The 24,698-nt window shown below is 65.5% G+C and carries 19 protein-coding genes; 10 read left to right on the forward strand and 9 right to left on the reverse strand.

Going from position 1 to position 24,698, the window contains the following annotated elements; all coding sequences use genetic code 11:
* Positions 1-25 precede the first annotated feature (25 nt).
* From betA to speB, 4 genes are all read right to left on the reverse strand, one after another.
* Positions 26-1,711, reverse strand: coding sequence for a choline dehydrogenase (betA, locus tag O6P39_RS14395; protein WP_275607184.1), 1,686 nt, complete (start codon positions 1,709-1,711; stop codon positions 26-28).
* A 36-nt stretch (positions 1,712-1,747) separates the two neighbouring features.
* Positions 1,748-3,253: a cytosine permease gene (locus O6P39_RS14400; protein WP_275607185.1), complete on the reverse strand. Its 1,506-nt coding sequence runs from the start codon at positions 3,251-3,253 to the stop codon at positions 1,748-1,750.
* 132 nt (positions 3,254-3,385) lie between these two features.
* On the reverse strand, positions 3,386-4,894 hold the full coding sequence (locus tag O6P39_RS14405) for an aldehyde dehydrogenase family protein (RefSeq protein WP_275607186.1): 1,509 nt from the start codon (positions 4,892-4,894) through the stop codon (positions 3,386-3,388).
* Positions 4,895-4,928: 34 nt separating this feature from the next.
* Positions 4,929-5,900, reverse strand: coding sequence for an agmatinase (speB, locus tag O6P39_RS14410; protein WP_275607187.1), 972 nt, complete (start codon positions 5,898-5,900; stop codon positions 4,929-4,931).
* A gap of 371 nt (positions 5,901-6,271) precedes the next feature.
* On the opposite strand from speB, the gene O6P39_RS14415 reads away from it, so the two are divergent.
* The 9 genes from O6P39_RS14415 (at position 6,272) to O6P39_RS14455 (ending at position 18,502) form a co-directional block, all read left to right on the forward strand.
* Positions 6,272-7,186, forward strand: coding sequence for a LysR family transcriptional regulator (locus O6P39_RS14415; protein ID WP_275607188.1), 915 nt, complete (start codon positions 6,272-6,274; stop codon positions 7,184-7,186).
* A gap of 35 nt (positions 7,187-7,221) precedes the next feature.
* Positions 7,222-8,739 (forward strand): sigma-54-dependent transcriptional regulator, encoded by a 1,518-nt coding sequence (locus O6P39_RS14420; protein WP_275607189.1) that lies wholly within the window; start codon positions 7,222-7,224, stop codon positions 8,737-8,739.
* Between the two features lie 328 nt (positions 8,740-9,067).
* Positions 9,068-9,439, forward strand: coding sequence for a glycine cleavage system protein GcvH (gene gcvH, locus O6P39_RS14425; protein ID WP_275607190.1), 372 nt, complete (start codon positions 9,068-9,070; stop codon positions 9,437-9,439).
* Between the two features lie 10 nt (positions 9,440-9,449).
* The gene (gene gcvP, locus O6P39_RS14430) at positions 9,450-12,323 is read left to right on the forward strand and encodes an aminomethyl-transferring glycine dehydrogenase (RefSeq protein ID WP_275607191.1); all 2,874 of its coding nucleotides are present in this window, start codon (positions 9,450-9,452) and stop codon (positions 12,321-12,323) included.
* Between the two features lie 62 nt (positions 12,324-12,385).
* A complete protein-coding gene (gene glyA / locus O6P39_RS14435; RefSeq protein WP_275607192.1) occupies positions 12,386-13,639 on the forward strand; it encodes a serine hydroxymethyltransferase in 1,254 nt (417 codons plus the stop codon).
* Positions 13,640-13,810: 171 nt separating this feature from the next.
* Positions 13,811-15,187: an L-serine ammonia-lyase gene (locus O6P39_RS14440; protein WP_275607193.1), complete on the forward strand. Its 1,377-nt coding sequence runs from the start codon at positions 13,811-13,813 to the stop codon at positions 15,185-15,187.
* Positions 15,188-15,238: 51 nt separating this feature from the next.
* On the forward strand, positions 15,239-16,360 hold the full coding sequence (gene gcvT / locus O6P39_RS14445; RefSeq protein ID WP_275607194.1) for a glycine cleavage system aminomethyltransferase GcvT: 1,122 nt from the start codon (positions 15,239-15,241) through the stop codon (positions 16,358-16,360).
* Positions 16,361-16,413: 53 nt separating this feature from the next.
* Positions 16,414-17,379 (forward strand): lipoyl synthase, encoded by a 966-nt coding sequence (gene lipA, locus O6P39_RS14450; protein WP_275607195.1) that lies wholly within the window; start codon positions 16,414-16,416, stop codon positions 17,377-17,379.
* A gap of 214 nt (positions 17,380-17,593) precedes the next feature.
* Complete coding sequence (locus O6P39_RS14455; RefSeq protein WP_275607196.1) at positions 17,594-18,502, forward strand: LysR family transcriptional regulator; 909 nt, start codon at positions 17,594-17,596, stop codon at positions 18,500-18,502.
* Here O6P39_RS14455 and O6P39_RS14460 read toward each other — a convergent pair.
* Together O6P39_RS14460 and O6P39_RS14465 are read right to left on the reverse strand one after the other, a co-directional pair.
* Positions 18,488-19,264: a substrate-binding domain-containing protein gene (locus O6P39_RS14460; RefSeq protein ID WP_275607197.1), complete on the reverse strand. Its 777-nt coding sequence runs from the start codon at positions 19,262-19,264 to the stop codon at positions 18,488-18,490. The two genes, O6P39_RS14455 and O6P39_RS14460, sit on opposite strands and share 15 nt — an antisense overlap.
* 15 nt (positions 19,265-19,279) lie before the next feature.
* Entirely contained in the window at positions 19,280-20,581 is a 1,302-nt protein-coding gene (locus tag O6P39_RS14465; RefSeq protein WP_275607198.1) for an MFS transporter, read from the reverse strand.
* A 449-nt stretch (positions 20,582-21,030) separates the two neighbouring features.
* On the opposite strand from O6P39_RS14465, the gene O6P39_RS14470 reads away from it, so the two are divergent.
* On the forward strand, positions 21,031-21,246 hold the full coding sequence (locus tag O6P39_RS14470) for a hypothetical protein (RefSeq protein ID WP_275607199.1): 216 nt from the start codon (positions 21,031-21,033) through the stop codon (positions 21,244-21,246).
* A gap of 237 nt (positions 21,247-21,483) precedes the next feature.
* Here O6P39_RS14470 and O6P39_RS14475 read toward each other — a convergent pair whose 3' ends face one another.
* Genes O6P39_RS14475 through O6P39_RS14485 form a run of 3 tightly spaced genes read right to left on the reverse strand, consistent with a single transcriptional unit; the run spans position 21,484 to position 24,605 of the window.
* The gene (locus O6P39_RS14475; RefSeq protein WP_275607200.1) at positions 21,484-21,867 is read right to left on the reverse strand and encodes a VOC family protein; all 384 of its coding nucleotides are present in this window, start codon (positions 21,865-21,867) and stop codon (positions 21,484-21,486) included.
* A 17-nt stretch (positions 21,868-21,884) separates the two neighbouring features.
* A complete protein-coding gene (locus O6P39_RS14480) occupies positions 21,885-23,000 on the reverse strand; it encodes an S-(hydroxymethyl)glutathione dehydrogenase/class III alcohol dehydrogenase (RefSeq protein ID WP_275607201.1) in 1,116 nt (371 codons plus the stop codon).
* A gap of 57 nt (positions 23,001-23,057) precedes the next feature.
* Positions 23,058-24,605 carry a histidine ammonia-lyase gene (locus O6P39_RS14485; RefSeq protein ID WP_275607202.1) on the reverse strand — a complete coding sequence of 516 codons (1,548 nt, stop codon included), beginning with the start codon at positions 24,603-24,605 and terminating at the stop codon, positions 23,058-23,060.
* Positions 24,606-24,698 lie beyond the last annotated feature (93 nt).

Below are 24,698 nucleotides of genomic sequence, written 5' to 3' on the forward strand. Positions count from 1 at the left end.
CGAACGACCGGCACCGCTCTGCCCCTCAGGCCCTGACCTGGCGCACCGGCGCCCGGCTGCGCTGCTGCTCCTCCCAGTCGCCCACCACGCCCACCGGTACGTCCGCCGGTGCCAGCATCTCGCGGCCGCGCACCAGGTCGGAGGCGCGCTCGGCGAGCATGATGGTCGGTGCGTTGAGGTTGCCGTTGGGCTCGGTGGGGAACACCGACGAGTCGATCACCCGCAGGCCCTGGAGGCCGCGCACGCGCAGTTCGGAATCGACCACCGCCAGTTCGTCCTCACCCATGCGGCAGGAGCCGCAGGGGTGCATGGTGCTTTCCATGTTGGCGCGGACGAAGGCGTCGATCTCCTCGTCGGTCTGCACCTGCGGGCCGGGCGCCAGTTCCTCGCCACGGAAGCGGTCCATGGCCGGCTGGCCGATGATCTCGCGGGTCAGGCGCACGCAGCGGCGGAAGCCTTCGCGGTCCTCTTCGCTTTCCAGGTAGTTGAAGCGGATTTCCGGGTGCTGGTAGGGGTCGGCGGAGACGACGCGCACGTAGCCCCGGCTCTTGGGCTTGTTCGGCCCGGTGAGGATCATGAAGCCGTGGCCCTTGAACGGCTTGTCGCCGTCGTAACGCATCGCCGCCGGCAGGAAGTGGAACTGGATGTCGGGCCAGCGCAGGCCTTTGGAGGAGCGGATGAAGCCGCCGGCCTCGAAGTGGTTGCTCGCCCCCAGGCCATCCTTGAACAGCAGCCAGCGCAGGCCGATCAGCGCCTTGCCCAGCAGGCTCATCTTGCCGTTGAGGGTCACGGGCTCCTTGCAGGCGTACTGGATGTAGATTTCCGAGTGGTCCTGCAGGCTTTCGCCCACACCGGGCAGGTCGTGCAGCACCTCGATGCCGGCCTTGCGCAGCACCGCCGCCGGGCCGATGCCGGAACGCTGCAGCAGGTGCGGCGAGCCGATGGGGCCTGAGCTGACCAGCACTTCGCGGTTGCAGTAGACGGTGTGGGTCTTGCCGCCCTGGTCGTACTCCACGCCGATGGCGCGCTTGCCTTCGAGGAGGATGCGGCGGCTCATGGCGTGGGTCACCACGGTCAGGTTCGGCCGCTCCATAGCCGGGCGCAGGTAGGCGTTGGCGGTGGACCAGCGCACGCCGTTCTTCACCGTCATGTGCATGGCGCCGAAGCCTTCCTGCATGTAGCCGTTGCAGTCATCGGTCTTGATGTAGCCGGCCTCGGCGCCCGCCTCGACCCAGGCGCCGTACAGCGGGTTCTGCATGTTGTTGCCGTTGTTGGTGGAGAGCGGGCCGTCGGCGCCCCGGTAGTCATCGCCGCCGAACTTGTAGCCCTCGGCGCGCTTGAAGTACGGCAGGCAGTTGCGATAGCCCCAGCCCTTGGCGCCGAGGGATTCCCACTCGTCGAAGTCGTAGGCATGGCCGCGGATGTAGACCAGCCCGTTGATCGACGAGGAGCCCCCCAGCACCTTGCCGCGCGGGCAATGCAGGCGGCGGTTGTCGAGGTGCTTCTCGGCGGCCGTTTCGTAGCGCCAGTTGTACTTCCTGGTGTTCATCGGGATGGAGAAGGCACTGGGCATCTGGATTATCACGCTGCGGTCGCTGCCGCCGAACTCCAGGACCAGGACCGAGGTACGCGGGTCTTCGCTCAGGCGATTGGCCAGGACGCAGCCAGCCGAACCCGCACCAATGATGATGTAGTCGTATTTGTTGGTCATTTCGGATCTCTCTGGCGCGGGGGGCGCGCCCTTCGGTTACCAGGCCTTGCCCGTGGAGAAGTGCGGAGTGGTGCTCTCGATGTCGCGAATGAGGCGTTCCTCTTTCGCCAGGTCGAGCGACAGGCACAGCAGGTAGTAGGCGACGCCGGAGACGATCAGCCCGACCAGCCAAGCCATGTCGACGCCACCAATCATCTTCGCCAGGGGGCCGACGAACACTTCGTCGGTGCCGTTGTAGAGGGTGAAGAACGGGATCATCACCACGAAGCCGATCAGGTAGGCGATCAGCCCACGGCTGCCCCAGTGGCCGTAGATGTTGTCGTTCGGCAGGAAGAAGTGCGGGATGGCGTAGCGGCCCTTGCGCACGAAGAAGTAGTCGGTGAGGTTGACGGCGGTCCAGGGCACCAGGAAGTACAGCATCACCACTAGGTACATGTTGAGCACCGACAGGCCCGAGCCGGAGGCGTTGATGGTGACGGCCATGCCCAGTTGCAGCACCACCACGAAGAGGATCGCCCAGATGCGCACGCGGGGGGTCGGCTTGATCTTCCTGAACGAGTCGACGCCGGTGAGGGTGGTGAGCTTGGCGCTGTAGATGTTCATCGCGATGACCGGCAGGAAGGCCAGGATGGTGACGGCCACCATCAGGGTGCCCAGCTGCGGTGCGAACCCGGCACCCACGGCATTGAGCGCGACCAGCACATCGGTGGCGTGCAGGTGTTCGGCCAGCCAGCCGCCAACGGCGATCATCCAGGCGCCGGACAGCGAAGCACCGAGGAACACCGCGAGGATCAGCTTGCCGCTGGAGGTGTTCTTCGGCAGGTAGCGCGAGTAGTCCGAGACGTAGGGTGCATAGGCGATGTTGTAGCTGGCGCCGGCGGCGAACTGGGCGACGAAGCCGACCCAGGTGAAGCCCAGGGCGACGGCCTCGGTGCCGCCCGCCGGAGCCGGCGCGGACTGGACCCAGCCCATCAGCACGGCAAGCGAGAGCAGCCCGTAGAGCGGCAGCGAGAGGAACAGCGACCACTTGAAGGTGCGGTGCATCCAGTCGTGGCCGAGGATCGCCAGCAGGGTCGCCGGCACCGTCACTGCCAGGGCCACCTGCATCGGTCCCCAGTGGAACAGCGTGTTGAGCCCCTGCATCATCAGCACCAGGTTGACGATGTTGAAGCCGGCGAAGACGAACAGGGTGGCGAACAGCACCAGGATGACCCCGCGATAACCGAACTGCGCGCGCGACTGGATCATCTGCGGCAGGCCCAGGTGCGGGCCCTGGGAGCCGTGGAAGGCCATGAACAGGGTGCCGAACATGATGCCGAGGGTGCCGGCGATCATGGTCCAGAGGGCGTTCAGGCCGACGCTGGGGCCAACGAAGCCGATGGTCATGGTGAAGAAGGTGAAGTTGCCGACGAACCAGAACGGGCCCTGGGTCGACAGTTTGTCGGTGCGCTCGTGCTCCTCGATGAAATCGATGGAGTGCCCTTCAATTTCCAAGCCGCGCGCGCCTTCGGCAAGGGGAGCTGACTGCGAATCTGCTTTCATGGTTCTCTCCGGATTGTTCTTGTATGGAGTCTCACCAGCAGGCACTGCACCTGAGATCGAGTCTGTTACGACCCGTGCTGCAGGTACAGCGCCCCGTGCATCAACGGTATGGCGATTTGCCAGGCGGCCCGATCAGGGCAAGGTGATCCACACCGCCTTGGTTTCCAGGAGGTAATCCAGCTGTTCCGATCCCATGTCCTTGCCGTAGCCGGACTGCTTGTAGCCGCCGAAGGGCATGCTCGGGTCGAGGGTGCTGTGGGCGTTGACGTAGACGGTGCCGGCACGCAGGCGTGGGATCAGGCCGTGGACCTTGCCCAGGTCGTTCGAGTAGAGGGCCGCGGCCAGGCCGAACTCGGAATCGTTGGCCAGCGCCAGCGCCTCCTCCTCGTCGTCGAAGGGTGCGGTGACCAGCACCGGGCCGAAGATTTCCTCGCGGACCACGCGCATGTCGTTGCGGCAGTTGGCGAAGATGGTCGGCTGCACGAAGAAGCCCGACCCTTCGACCGCCTCGCCGCCGTAATAGACCTCGGCGCCCTCCTCCTTGCCGGCCTGGATGTAGGCCAGCACGCGCTCCTGCTGCTGTCGGGACACCATAGGGCTGATAAAGCAGTCAGGGTCCAGCCCCGGCGCCAGCTTCAGGCTCGCGGTGTAGTCGGCCAGCTCGCGCAGGAATTCGTCATAGACGCTACGGTGCACGTAGGCGCGGGTGCCGGCGTCGCAGACCTGCCCGGAGTTGAAGAACACGCCGTTGGCCACCGCCTGGGCGGCGGCCTTGATGTCAGCGTCGGCGCAGACGATCACCGGCGACTTGCCGCCCAGTTCCAGGGTCAGGCGCTTCATCTGGTCCATGGCGGCCTTGCCGACGTTGCAGCCGACCGGGGTGGAGCCGGTGAAGCTCAGCTTGTCGATGCCCGGATGCTCGGCCATCGCCGCGCCGACCACACTGCCGCGTCCGCTGACGATGTTCACCACGCCGTCGGGAATCCCGGCTTCCTGCACCAGCTCGGCGAAGCGCAGCGCCGACAGCGACGTCAGCTCGGCCGGCTTGACCACCACGGTGCAGCCGACCGCCAGCGCCGCGCCGAGCTTCCAGGCCATGGTCTGCAGCGGGAAGTTCCACGGCACGATGACGCCGACCACGCCCACTGGCTCCTTGCGGGTGTAGGCCACATAGTTGCCCGGCAGCGACGGTTCGACAGTGCGGCCGTGGATCTTGCTGGCCCAGCCGGCGAAGTAGCGGAAGGTGTCGATGGTGCCCTGGATGTCCACGGCCCGCGCCTGGGCCACCGACTTGCCCATGTCGACCGATTCGATCTCGGCCAGCTCATCGCCGTTGGCCTCGATCAGGTCGGCCAGGCGATGCAGCAGGCGCTCGCGCTCCAGCGGCTTGAGCTGGCTCCAGGCGCCGCCGTCGAACTGCGCGCGGGCTGCCTGCACGGCGCGGTCCAGGTCGGCCGCGGTGCCCATGGGGATGCGGGTCAGCGCGGCCTCGGTGAAGGGCTCGATGACCTGGGCCGTGGCGCCGTCGCTGGCGTCTACCCAGGCGCCGGCGATGAACATTTTCTGCGGCTTGGAGAGGAAGCGCTGGGTGGCTTCGGAGATGCCGTAGCGCTGCAGATACTCTTTGACCTTGGTGTCCACTCGGGTGTCCTCGTTGCGGGGCGGTGGGCCGGGCTCAGCGAACCTGGGCGCGGGCGTGGAAGATGAAGCCGATGCTGTTCATCAGCAGTTGCGCGGCGAGGATCGAGGTGACACCGGCGGGGTCATAGGCCGGCGCGACTTCCACCAGGTCCATGCCGACGATGCGGCCGTGGCTGCGCTTGGCCAGCGCCTGGATGATTTCCAGCACCTCGTAGTACTGGAAGCCGCCGTGGCTGGGGGTGCCGGTGCCCGGCGCGATGGACGGGTCGAAGCCATCGATGTCGATGGTGATGTAGTAGTTGCGGTCCTGGGGGATCATGTCCACCACTGCGTCGCAGCCCAGGCGGCGTACATCGCGCACCGAGAGGATCTGCGAGCCGGCGTCGCGGGCGGCGTCGTAGTCGGCGCGGTTGGACGAGGACACGTTGCGGATGCCCATCTGGGTCATGCCGACGATATGGTCCATCTCCGAGGCGCGGCGCAGCGGGTTGCCGTGGCCGAAGCGCACGCCGTGGCGCTCGTCGACGAAGTCCAGGTGCGCATCGAAGTGCACGATGTGGATCGGGCCGCGCCCTTCGAAGGCCTTGATCACCGGCGCGTGGATCGAGTGGTCGCCGCCCAGCACCACCGGCATGGCGCCGGACGCGAGGATCTGCCGTACGGCGGATTCGATATTGGCGTTACTGGTTTCCATGTCGGTGTGCACGATGTCGGCATCGCCCACGTCCACCATGCGCACCTGGTCTTCGGTCAGGTAGGTGGCGTCGTCTTCGTGGTCATAGGCGCCGGAGTGGCCGAAGGAGAACAGCGTGGATGCCTCGCGGATGCCCCGCGGTCCGAAGCGGGCGCCGGAGCGCCACTGGGTGCCCATGTCGTTCGGTGCGCCGAGGATGGCGACGTCGGCGTCGATGGCGTTCCAGTCGGTGCAGATGGGCGACTTGGCGAACGTGCAGTGCCCGACGAAGGGCAGGTTCAGACGGCCGGATTCATAACCGTGCTTTGCCATGTTCTTGCTTCTCCAGTTCTTGTTCTTGGCGGGAGGCGTGCCGACGGGTCGACCGCCGTTGGATCGACTATGGGCGCGGATAGGTGATGGAAAAATGCGCAAGTTCAGATACTCACATCGGCTATCCCGAAGTTTTCGCAACAGCCCTTCCCTATTCCTCGCGCCCGCGCGCGCCCCTCTACGGCAGCGCTTTCAGCCTGTCTTTCCGCTCACCGAAGCCAGCACCGGGCGCATGTTTCAGTAATATTCCGGCGATACCGCAGCGGCGTCTGGCGTTGCGCCCCGCCGGGGCGCCGGTTTACCTTGGCAAAAACAATTCGATCCAGGGCTCATATCAGCTTCTGCGATGTGAAACCGGACGGGAGGCCTGCGTGATCCAGCTGCACGACGTCGACCTGAAGCTCCTCAGGGTGTTCGCCACCATCGTCCGCTGCGGCGGCTTTTCCGCCGCCCAGGCCGCGCTCAATGCCGGCCAGTCGACCATCAGCGAGCAGATGACGCACCTGGAGACGCGCCTGGGGGTCAAGCTCTGCCAGCGCGGCCGCAGCGGCTTCCGCCTCACCGAGCAGGGCGTCGCCATCCACGAGGCCACCCAGCGCCTGCTGTCCGCCGTGGAGGGTTTCTGCATGGACGCCGACGTGCTCAAGCAGCACATCAGCGGCAAGCTCAACCTCGGCATCATCGACTCCACCCTGACCGACCCCGACTCGCCGCTGCCGCGCACCACCCAGCGCTTCGTCTCGCGCGGCCACGATGCCCACCTGAACGTCTACATCGGCGCCCCGGCGGAACTGGAGGAGCGCGTGCTGGACGGCCGACTGCACCTGGCCATTGGGCACTTCCCGCTGCGCGTGCCGGGGCTCTCCTACCTGCCGCTGTACCAGGAAGCCCTGGGCCTCTACTGCGGCCGCCGCCACCCGCTGTTCGCCAGCCAGGAGAAGAACGGCCGCCTGCTGGAGGAAGTCCGCGCCTGCCGCATCGTCGCGCGCGGCTACATGCAGCAGTACGATCTGGAACAGCTGGGCGTGAGCAAGGCGGCGGCGACGGTGGAGAACATCGAGGCGGCGGCGATCCTGATCATTTCCGGTGCCTACATCGGCTTTCTTCCGGCACACTTCGCCGAACAGTGGGTGAAGACCGGCGAGATGCGCCGCCTGGGCGCCAGCGCGCTGAACCTGATGTCGCCGTTCGACGCCATCACCCGCCGGGGCGTGGCGCCGCCGCCGATCCTGCGCGCCTTCCTCGAAGACCTGGCGGCCTCCTCGCGCCAGAGCGGCCACGCCTGACCCCACACCCGATTCAGCCTTTCGCAGGACCCTAAATGCGCATCCACGTCAGCTTCATCGACCGCGTCGGCATCACCCAGGAAGTCCTGGCCCTGCTGGTCGGCCGCAACCTCAACCTCGACGCCGTCGAGATGGTTCCGCCGAACGTCTACATCGACGCCCCGGCGCTGAGCTTCACGGTGCTCGACGAACTGCGCGGTGCGCTGCTGCAAGTGCGCGGGGTGGAAGCGGTGACCGTGGTCGACATCCTCCCCGGCCAGCGCCGCAGCCTGCAGCTGGACGCGCTGCTGGAAGCGATGAGCGACCCGGTGCTGGCGGTCGACACGGAAGGCCGCGTGCTGCTGGCCAACCCGGCGCTGCTGCAATTCTGCGAGCAGCCGCCGGAGGGCCGCCTGCTGGCCGAACTGTTCGACGACCCGACGCTGGCCGCCACCCTGGTGGAGCAGGGCTTCCGCCTGCCGCTGGGCGAAGTCACCCTGCGCGGCCAGGCGCTGCTGCTCGACGCCGTGCCGATCCACGAGAACGACAACCTCACCGGCGCCCTGCTCACCCTCTATCCGCCGAACCGCATCGGCGGCCGCCTGGCCGCGCTGCATCACGACCATGCCGAAGGCTTCGATGCGCTGATCGGCGATTCGCAGCCGGTGCGCGCCCTCAAGGCACGCGCCATGCGCGTGGCCGCACTGGACGCACCGCTGCTGATCCACGGCGAAACCGGCACCGGCAAGGAACTGGTGGCCCGCGCCTGCCACGCCGCCAGCGCGCGCAGCGCCCAGCCGTTCCTCGCGCTCAACTGCGCTGCATTGCCGGAAAGCCTGGCCGAGAGCGAACTGTTCGGCTACGCCCCCGGCTCCTTCACCGGCGCCCAGCGCGGCGGCAAGCCCGGCCTGCTGGAACTGGCCCACCAGGGCACGGTGTTCCTCGACGAGATCGGCGAGATGTCGCCCTACCTGCAGGCCAAGCTGCTGCGCTTCCTCAGCGACGGCTGCTTCCGCCGCATCGGCGGCGACCGCGAGGTGAAGGTCGACGTGCGCATCCTCAGCGCCACCCACCGCGACCTGGAGAAGATGGTCGGCGAAGGCAGCTTCCGCGAGGACCTGTTCTACCGCCTCAACGTGCTCAACCTGGAAGTGCCGCCGCTGCGCGAGCGCGGCCAGGACATCCTGCAACTGGCCCGGCACTTCATGCAGCAGGCCTGCACGCAGATCCAGCGCCCACCGTGCCGACTGGCCGCCAGTGCCTTCCCCGCACTGCTCGGCAACCGCTGGCCGGGCAACGTGCGCCAGTTGCAGAACGTGATCTTCCGCGCCGCCGCCGTGTGCGAGGGCACGCTGGTGGAGATCCACGACCTGGACATCGCCACCGCCGTGGCGCCCCTGGCCAGTGGCGAGATCGGCAGCCTGGAGGAAGCCGTCGAAGGCTTCGAGAAGGACCTGCTCAGCCGCCTCTACGGCAGCTACCCCTCCACCCGGCAACTGGCCGCGCGCCTGAGCACCTCCCACAGCGCCATCGCCACCCGCCTGCGCAAGTACGGCATTCCCGGCAAGGCCTGAGCCCGCGCCAAGCGCTCAAGGACGGGCCTTGAGCGCGATCGTATTGATTTCAATACATCGTATCGTTTTCCATACAAAAGCATCTCCACCACGCCCGGCGCGGCCTATCTGCCGGGCGCTGGAGGCCGATCACGACAAGTCGTATCGAATTCAATACAGAAACATCATCCAGATCACCCTCAATTACGCATAACTTATTGATTTATAAATAAAATATAAAACTGGCATCCGCCTTGCTCTTTCCTCCTCGACACCGCTCGTTACCCGACACGAGCCCATCCCAAAGCCCGCCCGAAGAAGCGGCGAGTCTGACCCCCGAGGAGTTCCCATGAGCCAAGTGCGCTTTACCGTCGAACACGAATGGCTGCGTCTGGATGCCGATGGCCTGATCACTGTCGGCATCACCCACCATGCCCAGGAAGCCCTCGGCGACGTGGTCTTCGTGCAACTGCCCGAGCCGGGCACCTACGACGCCGGCCACGAAGTGGCGACCCTGGAATCGGTGAAAGCGGCCAGCAACATCCTCATGCCGCTGGACGGCGAAGTGGTGGAAGTGAACACCACCCTCGAAGGCACCCCGGAGCTGGTCAACGAAGACGCGCAGAACGGCGGCTGGTTCTTCCGCATGCGCCCCAGCGACGCCGGCCAGTTCGACGCGCTGCTCGACGAAGCCGCCTACCAGCAACTGATCAGCGCCTGAGGAACCCACCATGGCCAGCCATGACAATGCCCTGGGCACCCAGGACGAATTCGTCGCCCGCCACATCGGCCCGCGCGACAGCGATGTCCGCGCCATGCTCGAACTGCTCGGCTACGCCGACCTCGACGCACTGACCGCCAGCGTCATCCCCGACAGCATCAAGGGCACCGCCGTGCTCGACCTGCCGGCCGGCCAGAGCGAGGCCGAAGCCCTCGCTGCGATCAAGGCGATCGCCAGCAAGAACCAGCTGTTCAAGACCCACATCGGCCAGGGCTACTACCCCTGCCACACCCCGGCGCCGATCCTGCGCAACCTGCTGGAAAACCCGGCCTGGTACACCGCTTACACCCCCTACCAGCCGGAAATCTCCCAGGGCCGCCTGGAAGCGCTGCTGAACTTCCAGACCCTGGTCAGCGACCTGACCGGCATGCAGATCGCCAACGCCTCGCTGCTCGACGAAGCCACCGCCGCCGCCGAGGCCATGACCTTCTGCAAGCGCCTGTCGAAGAACAAGGCCGCCCAGGCGTTCTTCGCCTCCATGCACTGCCACCCGCAGACCCTCGACGTGCTGCGCACCCGCGCCGAGCCGCTGGGCATCGAGGTGGTGGTCGGCGACGAGCAGGCGCTCACCGACTTCAGCCCCTACTTCGGCGCCCTGCTGCAGTACCCGGCGAGCCACGGCGACGTGCTCGACTGCCGCGCGCCCCTCGCCGGCTTCCATGCCACCGGCGCCCTGGTGGCGGTGGCCGCCGACCTGCTGGCGCTGACCCTGCTCACTCCGCCGGGCGAATTCGGCGCCGACGTAGTCCTGGGCAGCGCCCAGCGCTTCGGCGTGCCGCTGGGCTTCGGCGGCCCGCACGCGGCCTACTTCGCCACCCGCGATGCCTTCAAGCGCGACATGCCCGGCCGCCTGGTCGGCGTCTCCATCGACCGCTTCGGCAACCGCGCGCTGCGCCTGGCCATGCAGACCCGCGAGCAGCACATCCGCCGCGAGAAGGCCACCAGCAACATCTGCACTGCGCAGGTGCTGCTGGCCAACATCGCCAGCATGTACGCCGTCTACCACGGCCCGAAGGGGCTCAAGCGCATCGCCCAGCGCATCCACCAGCTGACCGCCACCCTGGCCCTGGGCCTGGCCAAGCTGGGCGTCAGCGTGGAGCAGGAACACTTCTTCGACAGCCTGACCCTGGTCCTCAGCGATGCCGGACAGGTCGCCGCCCTGCACGAGCGGGCGGTCGCCGCGCGGATCAACCTGCGCCGGATCGACGCCTTGCGCGTCGGCATCGCCCTCGACGAAACCACCACCCTGGCGGATGTCGAACAACTCTGGGGGCTGTTCGCCAACGGCCAGGCCGTACCGGACTTCACCACCCTCGCCGCCTCCGCCGCCAGCCGTCTGCCGGCCAAACTGCTGCGCCAGTCGGCCTTCCTCGCCCATCCGGTGTTCAACCGCTATCACTCGGAAACCGAGCTGATGCGCTACCTGCGCAAGCTGGCGGACAAGGACCTGGCGCTGGACCGCAGCATGATCCCGCTGGGCTCCTGCACCATGAAGCTCAACGCCGCCAGCGAGATGATCCCGATCACCTGGGCGGAATTCGGCAACCTGCATCCCTTCGCGCCGGCCGAGCAGGCCGAGGGCTACCGCGCCCTGACCCAGGAACTGGAGGCCATGCTCTGCGCCGCCACCGGCTATGACGCCGTGTCGCTGCAGCCCAACGCCGGCTCCCAGGGCGAGTACGCCGGCCTGCTGGCGATCCGCGCCTACCATGCCAGCCGTGGCGAAGCGCACCGCGATGTCTGCCTGATCCCCTCCTCCGCCCACGGCACCAACCCGGCCACCGCACAGATGGCCGGCATGCGCGTGGTGGTCACCGGCTGCGACGCCAAGGGCAACGTCGACATCGACGACCTGCGCTTCAAGGCCGAGGAATACCGCGACCGCCTGGCGGCGCTGATGATCACCTACCCGTCCACCCACGGCGTGTTCGAGGAAGGCATCCGCGAGATCTGCGCCATCGTCCACGACAACGGCGGCCAGGTGTACATCGACGGCGCCAACATGAACGCCATGGTCGGCCTCTGCGCGCCAGGCAAGTTCGGCGGCGACGTCTCGCACCTGAACCTGCACAAGACCTTCTGCATCCCCCACGGCGGCGGCGGTCCGGGCGTCGGCCCGATCGGCGTGAAATCCCACCTGGCGCCCTTCCTGCCGGGCCACGGCGAGCAGCTGGAACGCAAGGTCGGCGCGGTGAGCGCGGCGCCCTTCGGCAGCGCCAGCATCCTGCCGATCACCTGGATGTACATCCGCATGATGGGCGGCACCGGCCTCAAGCGCGCCTCGCAGCTGGCGATCCTCAATGCCAACTACGTGGCCCGTCGCCTGGAGGAGCACTACCCGATCCTCTACAGCGGCGGCAACGGCCTGGTGGCCCACGAATGCATCCTCGACCTGCGCCCGCTCAAGGACAGCAGCGGCATCAGCGTCGACGACGTGGCCAAGCGCCTGATCGACTACGGCTTCCACGCGCCGACCATGTCCTTCCCGGTGGCCGGCACCCTGATGGTGGAGCCCACCGAGAGCGAGTCGAAGGAAGAACTGGATCGCTTCTGCGACGCCATGATCCGCATCCGCGAGGAAATCCGCGCGGTGGAAAGCGGCGAGCTGGACGCCAGCGACAACCCGCTGAAGAACGCCCCGCACACTGCGGCGGAACTGGTCGGCGAATGGACACACCCCTACAGCCGCGAGCTGGCGGTGTTCCCGGTCCAGAGCCTGGTCGACGGCAAGTACTGGCCGCCGGTGGGCCGCGTCGACAACGTCCACGGCGACCGCAACCTGATCTGCGCCTGCCCGTCCCTGGAAAGCTACCAGGAAGCCTGAAGCCGCACGGCGCGCCCGGCGGTGGCCGGGCGCGCCTCACCCGACATTCGTGAGGTAACCCCATGTTCAGCAAGCACGACCAGATCCAGGGCTATGACGACGAACTGCTCGCGGCGATGGATGCCGAGGAGGCCCGCCAGGAGGACCACCTCGAGCTGATCGCCTCGGAGAACTACACCAGCAAGCGCGTCATGCAGGCCCAGGGCAGCGGGCTGACCAACAAGTACGCCGAAGGCTACCCGGGCAAGCGCTACTACGGTGGCTGCGAGCACGTCGACAAGGTCGAGCAGTTGGCCATCGACCGCGCCAAGCAGCTGTTCGGCGCCGACTACGCCAACGTCCAGCCGCACTCCGGCTCCTCGGCCAACGCCGCTGTTTATCTCGCCCTGCTCAACGCCGGCGACACCATCCTGGGCATGAGCCTGGCCCACGGCGGCCACCTGACCCACGGCGCCAAGGTCTCCTCCTCCGGCAAGCTGTACAACGCCATCCAGTACGGCCTGGACACCGCCACCGGCCTGATCGACTACGACGAAGTCGAGCGCCTGGCCGTGGAGCACAAGCCGAAGATGATCGTCGCCGGCTTCTCCGCCTACTCCAAGACCCTCGACTTCCCGCGCTTCCGCGCCATCGCCGACAAGGTCGGGGCGCTGCTGTTCGTCGACATGGCCCACGTCGCCGGCCTGGTCGCCGCCGGCCTGTACCCCAACCCGCTGCCCTACGCCGACGTGGTCACCACCACCACCCACAAGACCCTGCGCGGTCCGCGTGGCGGCCTGATCCTGGCCAGGTCCAACGAAGAGATCGAGAAGAAGCTCAACTCCGCCGTCTTCCCCGGCGCCCAGGGCGGCCCGCTGATGCACGTGATTGCCGCCAAGGCGGTGTGCTTCAAGGAAGCGCTGGAACCCGGCTTCAAGGACTACCAGGCCCAGGTGATCAAGAACGCCCAGGCCATGGCCTCGGTGTTCATCGACCGCGGCTATGACGTGGTTTCCGGCGGCACCGACAACCACCTGATGCTGATCAGCCTGGTGAAGCAGGGCCTGACCGGCAAGGAAGCGGACGCCGCCCTCGGCCGCGTCGGCATCACCGTGAACAAGAACGCCGTGCCGAATGACCCGCAGAGCCCGTTCGTCACCTCCGGCATCCGCATCGGCACGCCCGCCGTCACCACCCGCGGGCTGCAGGAAGAACAGTGCCGCGAACTGGCCGGCTGGATCTGCGACGTACTGGACCACCTGGGCGACGCCGACGTGGAAGCCAAGGTGGCCCTGCAGGTAGCCGGGCTGTGCGCCGACTATCCGGTTTACCGCTGAGATTGGCCTGACCTGTAGGAGCGAGCTTGTGACCCACAGGGATGTGGGGAATGCCGTTATCCGTAGGGAACGGATTCGGCCTCGCGAACGGCCTCGCAGCGGGACTGGTTCGCGAGCAAGCTCGCTCCTACAGGTAAAGCGCAGCGATCCGAGACTTCTGGAGCCTCCCCCATGTCACTCAGCGTCTTCGACCTGTTCAAGATCGGTATCGGCCCCTCCAGCTCGCACACGGTGGGGCCGATGCGCGCCGCCGCGCGCTTCGTCGATGGCCTGCGCCGCGACAACCTGCTGGACACCACCCACAGCCTGCGTGTGGAGCTCTACGGCTCGCTGGGCGCCACTGGCAAGGGCCACGGCAGCGACAAGGCGGTGCTGCTCGGCCTGGAAGGCGAGCAGCCCGATAGCGTCGACACCGAAAGCGTCGAGCCGCGCCTGCAGGAAATCCGCCGCAGCGGCCAGTTGCACCTGGGCGGCGAACGCCAGATCGGCTTCGTCGAGAAGGAGCACCTGGCGCTGATCCGCCGGCCGCTGCCTTACCACCCCAACGGCATGATCTTCCGCGCCTTCGACCAGGCCGGCCTGCAAGTGCGCAGCCGCGAGTACTACTCGGTGGGCGGCGGCTTCGTGGTCGACGAGGAAGCGGCCGGCCACGACCGCATCGTCGCCGACCGCACGCCGCTGCGCTTCCCCTTCCGCACCGCCGGCGAACTGCTCGACCAGTGCCTGACCCACAGCCTGTCGATCAGCGACCTGATGCGCGAGAACGAACTGGCCTGGCGCAGCGCCGCCGAGACCAGCGCGGGCCTGGCGCGCATCTGGCAGGTGATGCAGGACTGCGTGCGCGCCGGCTGCCGCAAGGAAGGCATCATGCCCGGCGGACTCAAGGTGCGGCGCCGCGCCGCCGGCCTCTACCGCCAGCTCAGCGAGCGTCCCGAAGCCAGCCTGCGCGACAGCCTGAGCGTCCTCGACTGGGTCAACCTCTACGCCCTGGCGGTGAACGAGGAAAACGCCACCGGCGGGCGCGTGGTAACCGCGCCCACCAATGGCGCGGCCGGCATCGTCCCGGCGGTGCTGCACTACTACAGCCGGTTCGTGCCCGGCGCCAGCGACGACGGCGTCGAGCGCTTCCTGCTCTGCGCCGCCGCCATCGGCATCCTCTACAAGGAGAACGCCTCCATCTCCGGCGCCGAGGTCGGCTGCCAGGGCGAGGTCGGCGTGGCCTGTTCGATGGCCGCCGGCGCACTCTGCGAAGTTCTCGGCGGCACCCCGCAGCAGGTGGAGAACGCCGCCGAGATCGGCATGGAGCACAACCTCGGCCTGACCTGCGACCCGGTCGGCGGCCTGGTCCAGGTGCCCTGCATCGAACGCAACGCCATGGGCGCGGTAAAGGCCATCAACGCGGCGCGCATGGCGCTGCGCGGGGACGGCCAGCATTTCATCTCGCTCGACAAGGTGATCCGCACCATGCGCCAGACCGGCGCCGACATGAAGAGCAAATACAAGGAAACCGCGCGCGGAGGCCTGGCGGTCAACATCATCGAATGCTGACCCGGCCGCGCGCCCACTGACAGTCCGTACGATTTGGAACCGGAGCCCGACATGACCACCGAAACCCTCGCACACACCCCGCTGCACGCCCTGCACCTGGAACTCGGCGCCCGCATGGTGCCCTTCGCCGGCTATTCCATGCCGGTGCAATACCCCCTCGGCGTGCTCAAGGAGCACCTGCACACCCGCGAGCAGGCCGGCCTGTTCGACGTCTCGCACATGGGCCAGATCATCCTGCGTGGCGAAGACGCCGCGTTGGCCCTGGAAAGCCTGGTGCCAGTCGACATCATCGGCCTGCCCGTCGGCCTGCAACGCTACGCGCTGTTCACCGATGCCGAGGGCGGCATCCTCGACGACCTGATGGTGGCCAATGCCGGCGACCACCTGTTCCTGGTGGTCAACGCCGCCTGCAAGCAGCAGGACCTGGCGCACCTGCGCAAGCACCTGGGCGACCGTTGCGAAATCCAGCCGCTGTTCGAAGAACGCGCCCTGCTCGCCCTGCAAGGCCCGGCGGCGGTCAGCGTACTGGCCCGCCTGGCGCCACAGGTGGCGCAGATGACCTTCATGCAGTTCACCCGCACCCAACTGCTCGGCGCCGACTGCTACATCAGCCGCTCCGGCTACACCGGCGAGGACGGCTTCGAGATCTCGGTGCCGGTCGAGCACGCCGAAGCCCTGGCCCGCGCCCTGCTGGCCGAGCCGGAAGTCCAGCCGATCGGCCTGGGCGCGCGCGACTCGCTGCGCCTGGAAGCCGGCCTGTGCCTCTACGGCCACGACATGAACACCCAGACCACGCCAATCGAAGCCTCGCTCGGCTGGGCGATCTCCAAGGACCGCCGCGCCGGAGGCGCACGTGCCGGCGGCTTCCCCGGCGCCGAGCGGGTGCTGGCGCAACAAGCCGAAGGCGCTGCTCGCAAGCGCGTCGGCCTGCTGGCCCAGGAACGCATGCCGGTACGCGAAGGCGCGGAGCTGGTGGACGCCGACGGCCAGGTGATCGGCCAGGTGTGCAGCGGCGGCTTCGGCCCCAGCCTGGGCGCGCCGGTCGCCCTGGGCTACCTGCCTGCCGAATACAGCACCCTGGGAACCGAAGTCTGGGCCGTGGTGCGCGGCAAGCGCGTGCCCATGCAGGTGGCCCGTACGCCCTTCGTGCCGCAGCGTTACTACCGCGGTTGATCCCCACCCGCGTTCCGGGCTCGCCCCGGAACGCCTGCTGTCAGGAAGCCTCCATGAGCACAGCAACAGCACCGCACAAGGTGGAAGTCGGCGTGAAGCTGCGCGGCGCAGAAAAGGTCGCGCGCATTCCGGTGAAGATCATCCCCACCGAGGAACTGCCGAAGAAGCCCGACTGGATTCGCGTGCGCATCCCCGCCTCGCCCGAGGTCGCCCGCATCAAGCAACTGCTGCGCAAGCACAAGCTGCACAGCGTCTGCGAGGAAGCCTCCTGCCCGAACCTGGGCGAATGCTTCTCCGGCGGCACCGCCACCTTCATGATCATGGGCGACATCTGCACTCGACGCTGCCCCTTCTGCGACGTCGGCCACGGCCGGCCGAAGCCGCTGGACGTCGACGAGCCGAAGAACCTCGCCATCGCCATCGCCGACCTGCGCCTGAAATACGTGGTGATCACCTCGGTGGACCGCGACGACCTGCGTGACGGCGGCGCCCAGCACTTCGCCGACTGCCTGCGCGAGATCCGCCAGCTGTCTCCCGGCATCCAACTGGAAACCCTGGTCCCGGACTACCGCGGCCGCATGGATATCGCCCTGGAGATCACCGCCCAGGAGCCGCCGGATGTGTTCAACCACAACCTGGAAACCGTGCCGCGTTTGTACAAGTCCTCGCGTCCGGGTTCCGACTTCGAGTGGTCGCTGGACCTGCTGCAGAAGTTCAAGCAGATGGTCCCCCACGTACCGACCAAGTCCGGCCTGATGCTCGGCCTGGGCGAAACCGACGAGGAAGTCATCGAAGTCATGCAGCGTATGCGTGAGCATGACATCGACATGCTCACCCTCGGCCAGTACCTGCAGCCCTCGCGCAACCACCTGCCGGTGCAGCGCTTCGTCCACCCGGATACCTTCGCCTGGTTCGCCGAGGAAGGCGCGAAGATGGGCTTCAAGAACGTCGCTTCCGGCCCGCTGGTGCGCTCCTCGTACCATGCCGACCAGCAGGCGCACGGCAACAGCATTCGCTGATGGCTCGGGCAGGGATGCCCGCGTGCTCCAGGATCGAACGTTGTCCTTGACCTCGGCTCGCCTTTGTCTGGACGAGCCGGCCCAACGGCAACCGAGGGTTAAAAACTACGAAGGATTTCGGATGGAGACCTCATCATCGGCGTCGTTGCGCTTTTCCGACCGCGACCGAAAGTGTTATTGATGTCTTTCAATCATCAATCCTCCGTTCGCCCCGATGAGCATCAACTTCGATCTAGACGATCTGCAAGCGTTCCGGGCCATCGTTGAAAATGGCAGTTTTCGCAAGGCTGCCGAGGCGGTGAAGATCACTCAGCCGGCTCTTAGCCGTCGTATCGAGAAGCTGGAATCCGCCTTGAACGTGCGCCTGTTCGACAGGACTACCCGAAAGGTCAGCCTGACGGCCGTGGGCCGCGCCTTCGTGCCGGAGGTCGAGCGCGTGCTCGACCAGCTGGACAATGCGTTGATGAGCATTGCGGATGTCGCCTCCAGCCGAATGGAGCGCGTCACCATCGCGTGCGTACCGTCGGCCGCCTACTATTTCATGCCAAACGTGATCAGCGAATTCCATCGCCTGTATCCACGCATCAAGATCATGGTGGTGGACTCCAGCGCGCATGAGGTAAACGTTGCCGTAGCGAGTGGCGAAGCCGATTTTGGCGTCACCTTCAGTGGAAATCTGAGCCCGGAAGTGACCTTCGAGCTGCTACTCGAAGAGCGCTACGTGATGGCATGTCGGCGCGATCATCCCCTGGCGAATCGACACGCGGTGACCTGGTCCGAAATGTATGAGCATGACTACATCTCACTGGACAAGACATCGGGCAACCGACTCATCCTGAGCCAGGCCCTGAAGCGCCTGTCCCCATCCCGACACAGCATCTGCGAAACGCGACATGTGACGACCGCGATAGGGCTGGTGGAAGCTGGGCTGGGCGTGGCAGCCGTACCGTCCATAGCCATGCCCCGCACCCACCACCCCGTACTCAAGGCTGTTCCATTGGAGGAGCCGGAGGTCGTACGCAGCGTAGGTTTGATCAAGCGCCGCGGACGCACGCTGACGCCCGCTGCGCTTGAGCTGGAACGGCTTGTCAGAAGTACGCCGGTGAAATCACTGGGGGACTGAGTCCAGACCTGTGGATTGCACGATAGGTTGCGCTGCCGCAGACGACAGGTACGACAGCAGCTCCTTCGCCTTCTCCGGGTGTTTCGCATTGCGGGGGACGCCGGCGGAGTAGCGGGTAACCGATTGCAGGCTTTCAGGAATCTTGCCGACGAAGGTAACCCCAGGAACAGGCAGCAGCTCGGCGACCTGCTGGAAACCGACCTCGTATTGGCCCGACGCAACAACCGAGGCAACCGGAATCCGCTCGATCATCTTCGCTTTCGAGCCGACCTGCGACTCCAGCCCAAGTCTCCGGAACAATTGGCTCTTGATGTAGACCCCGCTGGCGCTGTCCGAATAGGCAATCGACCCGGCGTCCAGCAGGCTTTTCTTGAATGCCTCTTCCGTATCGATCCTGGGCTTGGGAGCTCCCTGCCTGACCACCATGCCGATGCGCGAATCCGCCAGTTCCACCTTGGAAGCCGGATCCACCACGCCCTGCTTGATGAGGTCATCCAATGCGTAGCCGACCATGATCACCACATCGGCATCTTCCCCCCGCGCCAGACGATTGGGGATCGCTTCGCGAGCTTTGCCCATGGAAGGACCGAGAATGGTCTGGATAGTGTCACCGCTGGCCTTCGCATACTTCGGGCTCAGCCGCTGGAAGGCCGCAGTGAACCCTCCCGAGGTCATGACGTTCAGCTCTTCTGCATGCGCGGCAGTGCTAAGCGCACAGAGGCCAATTGTTAATACGGCAAGATGCTTTGTCAGTGCTTTCATTCAGGACGCTCTCGATCAGACAGGAATGGGGGTACGCGAGGAGCTTCTGCGGTAAAGCACCAGGGTCGAGCAAAGCGCACAGATAGCGGCGAAGGTCATCCAGTAGCCAGGCGCGCCTTTATCGCCGCTCAGATGAATGAGCCACGTGGAAATCGCGGGAGTGAATCCGCCAAACACGGCGGTCGCCAGGCTGTAGGCCAGCGAGAAACCAGCGACCCGGACTTCCACCGGCATGATTTCGGCGAGCGCCGGAATCATCGCCCCGTTGTAGAGGCCGTAGATGAACGACAGCCAGAGCAGTACCTGAAGCATGTGCCCGAAGCTCGGAGCCTGAGCCAGGAATGACAGCGCAGGATAAGCCGTGAAGACGGCCAGCACAGTCATTGCGATGAGCATGGGCTTGCGTCCGAACCTGTCACTCAGATGCCCGCCGATGGGCAGCCAGACGAAGTTCGAGATACCGACAAGCAGAGTGACGAGCAATGCATCCGTTGTACTCAGGTTGAGTACCGTCTTGCCGAAAGTTGGCGCGTACACAGTGATCAGATAGAACGCCGTGGTCGTCATGGCCACCATCAGCAGGCCTGCGAGGACGACACGCCAGTTCTCGCCCAGCGTGGCAAACACCTGTTTCATGGTCGGGCGCTGGGAGCGACGGGCGAACTCCTCGGTTTCCTCCAGGCTGCGACGAAGCACGAAGATGAAGGGAACGATCAGGCAGCCGATCGCAAAGGGGATTCTCCAGCCCCAATCCGCGATCATCGCGGGCGGCATCAGTTGGTTGAGCCCGTAGCCCAAGGCGGCCGCAACGACAATCGCCACCTGCTGGCTCGCGGACTGCCAACTGGTATAGAAGCCTTTTCGCCCGGCAGTTGCCATTTCCGCCAGGTAGACCGAGACGCCTCCCAGTTCAGCGCCAGCGGAAAAGCCTTGGAGCAGTCGTCCGACAAGCACCAGTAGGGGCGCCCAGAAACCGATGCTGGAATAGCCCGGTACCAGAACGATCAGCAAGGTGCCACTGGCCATGATCGAAAGCGTGACGATCAACCCCTTCCTGCGGCCGACATCGTCAATGTAAGCCCCAAGAATCACCGCCCCCAGCGGGCGCATCAGAAAACCCGCGCCAAAGACAGCGAACGTCATCATGAGCGAAGCAAATTCACTCGAAGCGGGGAAGAAAACGGCGGCTATCTGCGTGGCATAGAAGCCAAAGAGAAAGAAATCGAATTGTTCGAGGAAGTTGCCCGAGGTGACGCGAAACACGGCGCCCGCCTTGGATCGAGTGGATGACGAGCCCTGTTTGAGGGAGGCATGCATAGGTAGTTTCTCCAGCGATCTTATTTAGGCTTGTTGGCGCTTGTGGTCGCTGGATTCTGCTCGACACACTTTGAAACGATAAGTGCTATGTTTGCATGCATTGATGCATGAAATTTATCAGTCCGTCATTTTCTCCATGCGCCAGACACTCGATCCGATGCCGTGCTCAGGAGCTCGGGCGAGCCTTGAGCGGGTGGCTCGCCCCCCAGTGCAGCCCTGAGCATCGAGGCCGGAGCACAAGAGCCGAGCAAAGCGCGAATTCGAGCAGAAACGGACGGCAGGCGAGTTCGTCCAAGGTGCGTGGCGGGGGCTTGAATCCGAATCCGTTTTTGGTAAATTTTTCCTGCCGTGTGGTTTGGAGAGCAGCAACCACGCGGCACAAGGCCGTATCGATGGGGTACGGCCTTTCTTGCTTCCGAGTGCTCTGAAGTCTCTCTGCGGAGGTCATCATGAACACCGCCCCTCTCCCCTCGCTCGTTTGCCGCATAAACCAGAACATCAATGCCACCAGTGCCGCTATCCGGGAGCTTGCAGCCTGGGCAGAGGCAAGCGGTTCTGTAGACACTTCAGAAGCCGTCCGGCGCCATCTGATGGTCCTGGAGGCCAACTCCCAAGCTATCAGCGAAGCGTTGGCAGAGCTGATTGCGCGGCAAGCTGGAAGATAAGCCTCGGCGCCCGCAGCAGAGCGGCTACTTGACTGAGTAGCCGCTGCCAGCTCATCCGTTTGATCGTCAATGCACCATCGGTGGGTCGACCGCGGTCACCCCATGCGACAAGACCCCAGGTGAATACCTGGGATCTTTGATTTTGGCTTGCGGTCTGGCGGTGCCTCAGACGTGAGGCACATCAATCCGACGCCACGACTTCCATTGACGGGCTGAGCTCAAGCGAGCGGTCCAGGTTCAAGTCTGCTGGAAGCAATAGGCGGCAATCTTGTTGCCATCCAGATCACGGAAGTACGCCGCGTACGCGTTTTCCTTCCAATTACGGGGACCGGGGGTACCTTCGTCCCTGCCACCACAGGCAAGGGCGGCAGTGTGAGCGGCATCGATAGCGGGCCGGTCGGGCGCCTCGAAGCTCACGGTGACGCCATTGCCGACAGTCGCGGGCTCGCCGTTGGCAGGTTTCAGCACAAAGAACGAGGGAGCGTCGACGCCCCAGATGGAGCCATTCTCGCCGAGGTCGGCGAGACGCTTCATCCCCAGCTTGCCGAGGACTTCGTCATAGAAGGCCCGAGCCTTGGGCAAGTCGTTCGTGCCAACTGTTACATGTGTGTAGATAGACATTGATCTCTCCTTACTGGTCATTGGAAATGAATGACGCTGCGAATGCTCTTGCCCGCATGCATCAGTTCGAACGCCTGGTTGATGGCGTCCAGACCCATGGTGTGAGTGATGAAGGTGTCCAGTGGAATGTCGCCCTTCTGTGCCATCTCCACGTAGCTCGGCAGTTCACTACGGCCGCGTACACCGCCGAAGGCCGAGCCGCGCCAGACACGCCCGGTGACCAGCTGGAACGGCCGGGTGGAGATCTCCTGGCCTGCCCCGGCCACGCCAATGATCACCGACTCGCCCCAGCCCTTGTGGCAGCACTCCAGCGCCGCGCGCATCAGTTGGACGTTGCCGATGCACTCGAAGGAATAGTCCACGCCCCCATCGGTGAGATCGACGATCACGTCCTGGATCGGCTTGTCGTAGTCGCGCGGGTCGATGCAGTCGGTGGCGCCAAGCTGGCGAGCGATCTCGAACTTCGCTGGATTGATGTCGACGGCGATGATCCGCCCGGCATTCGCCTTCACCGCGCCGATGATTGCCGACAGACCAATACCGCCCAGGCCGAAGATCGCCACGCTGGAACCCGCGTGCACCTTGGCGGTGTTGAGCACCGCGCCGATTCCGGTGGTGACACCGCAGCCGAGCAGGCAGACCTTCTCCAGCGGGGCGCTCCGGGGAATCTTCGCCAATGAGATTTCCGGCAATACGGTGTACTCGGAAAAGGTCGAACAGCCCATGTAGTGGAACAGCGGGCGCCCTTCGAAGGAGAACCGCGTGGTGCCGTCCGGCATCAGGCCTCTCCCCTGGGTCGTTCGGATCGCCTGACACAGGTTGGTCCGGCCGGAGCGACAGAACTTGCACTGCCCGCACTCGGGTGTGTACAGCGGGATCACGTGGTCGCCGACCGCCACCGAGGTCACTCCAGGGCCGACCGCCTCGACGATGCCGCCGCCCTCATGGCCGAGAATGCTCGGGAAGATACCCTCCGGATCGGCGCCAGACAGGGTATACGCGTCGGTATGACAGACGCCGCTGGCGACAATGCGCACCAGCACCTCACCGGCGCTGGGCGGAGCCACGTCCACCTCGACAATCTGCAATGGCTGCCGCTGTTCGAAGGCGACGGCAGCTCGGGATTTGATCATGCCTGTATCTCCTGGTCCGGGCCGCCCCGGCCTGTAGTCCGGGGCGGCCGCACGGATTCACTGGTTGGCGAGGACTCGGTCGACGGTGGAGAGGATTTCGCCGGAGCGCAGTTGCTCGGTCACCGCGACGATGTCCGGATAGAAAGCACGGTCCTCGTCGGCGCGCGGCACACGGCTGCGTACCAGGTCATAGAGCGCACGGGTGGCGCTGGAGGCCTTGCCGAGATCGTGGAAGTCCAGTGCCTGACAGCCAACCAGGATCTCGATGGCCAGCACCGACTCCAGCTTGCGCGACACCTGGTACGCCTTGACCGCAGCATTGAAGGCGAAGCTCACCGGGTCCTCCTGGTTACCGCATGTGGAAACGCTGTCGATGGTGGAGGGATGCGACAGCACCTTCATCTCACCGAGCAGCCCGGCGGCGGTGTATTGGATGATCATGTAGCCACTGTTCAGGCCCGGCTTGCGCACGAGGAAAGCCGGCATCTCACTGAAGTGCGAGTTGACCATGCGGTCCGTGCGCCGCTCGGAAATCTTCGCCAGGTTGGTCAGCGCGTTGCACAGCGTGTCGGCGGCGATGCCGATATAGGAGCCATCGAAGTTCGCCCCGGATATGGCAATGCCATCGTCCTCGCTGGTCGGGTAGATCACCGGGTTGTCGCCCGACGAGGCTATCTCGTTATCGACGCAGGTCTGGGCATAGGTGATGAACTTCTTCGAGGCGCCGTGCACCTGGGGAATAGCGCGCAGGCTGTAGGTGTCCTGCAGGCGGTAGTCAATGTTTTCCTCGATCAGCCGGCTGTCATCCAGCAGGCGCTTGATGTATTGGGCGGTCTGCGCCTGTTCGGCATGCGCCTTGACCGAGTGGTAACGCGCATCGAAGGCGCGAATGGTGCCTTTCAGCGCCTGCAGCGAGACTGCCGCGGCGACGTCCGCTGCCTGCGCGGCCTGGTTGGCGTTGTACTGTGCGAGTGTGGCGATGGCAGTCACCGAAGTGGTGCCGTTGAGCATCGCCAAGCCTTCCTTGCACTGCAGCGAGATCGGCTGCATGCCGACCTGGCGCAGCGCAGCCGCGCCGTCAACCCACTCGCCGCCGGCGACGCTGGCCTTGCCCTCCCCGATCAACACCAGCGCCAGGTGACCTTCCGGGCCGAGGTAGCCCACAGAGCCTTCGCCGGGAGCGAAAGGCAGCACATCGTTGTTGAGCAGACCGGCGATCTGCTCCAGCAACTCGATGCGCACGCCCGAGTAGCCCTTGCCGAGACTGACCAGAATCATCAACTGGATGGCGCGCACCTGCTCGCGATTGAGCGGCTCGCCAACCGATACCGCGTGGGAGCGAACGATGTTCACCTGCAATGTCTGGGCGTCCTCCGGAGAGATTACGTGACGCACGTTGTCGCCAAAGCCGGTGGTCACGCCGTAGACCAGGCGGTTCTCGTCGAGGAAACGCTCGATCAGCCGGCGCGAACGGTCAACTCGGGCGCGATAGGCGTCGGAGAAACTCACCTTGGCCCCGTAGCGGGCGACGGCGATGACCTCCTCGATGGAAGGTCTGGCGTTGTCCAGTACCACATTGGAAATGTCTTTCGGATGAATACGCATTGCGTTGCTCTCTCTGCTCATTAGCCTTTTTCAGGGCGTAGGAAGCCCGTCCCGTGCGAAGACAGGCGAAAAAACAATGGGGTTGGTCGGGTG

The organism is Pseudomonas sp. PSE14 (assembly GCF_029203285.1).
GTDB lineage: Bacteria > Pseudomonadota > Gammaproteobacteria > Pseudomonadales > Pseudomonadaceae > Pseudomonas.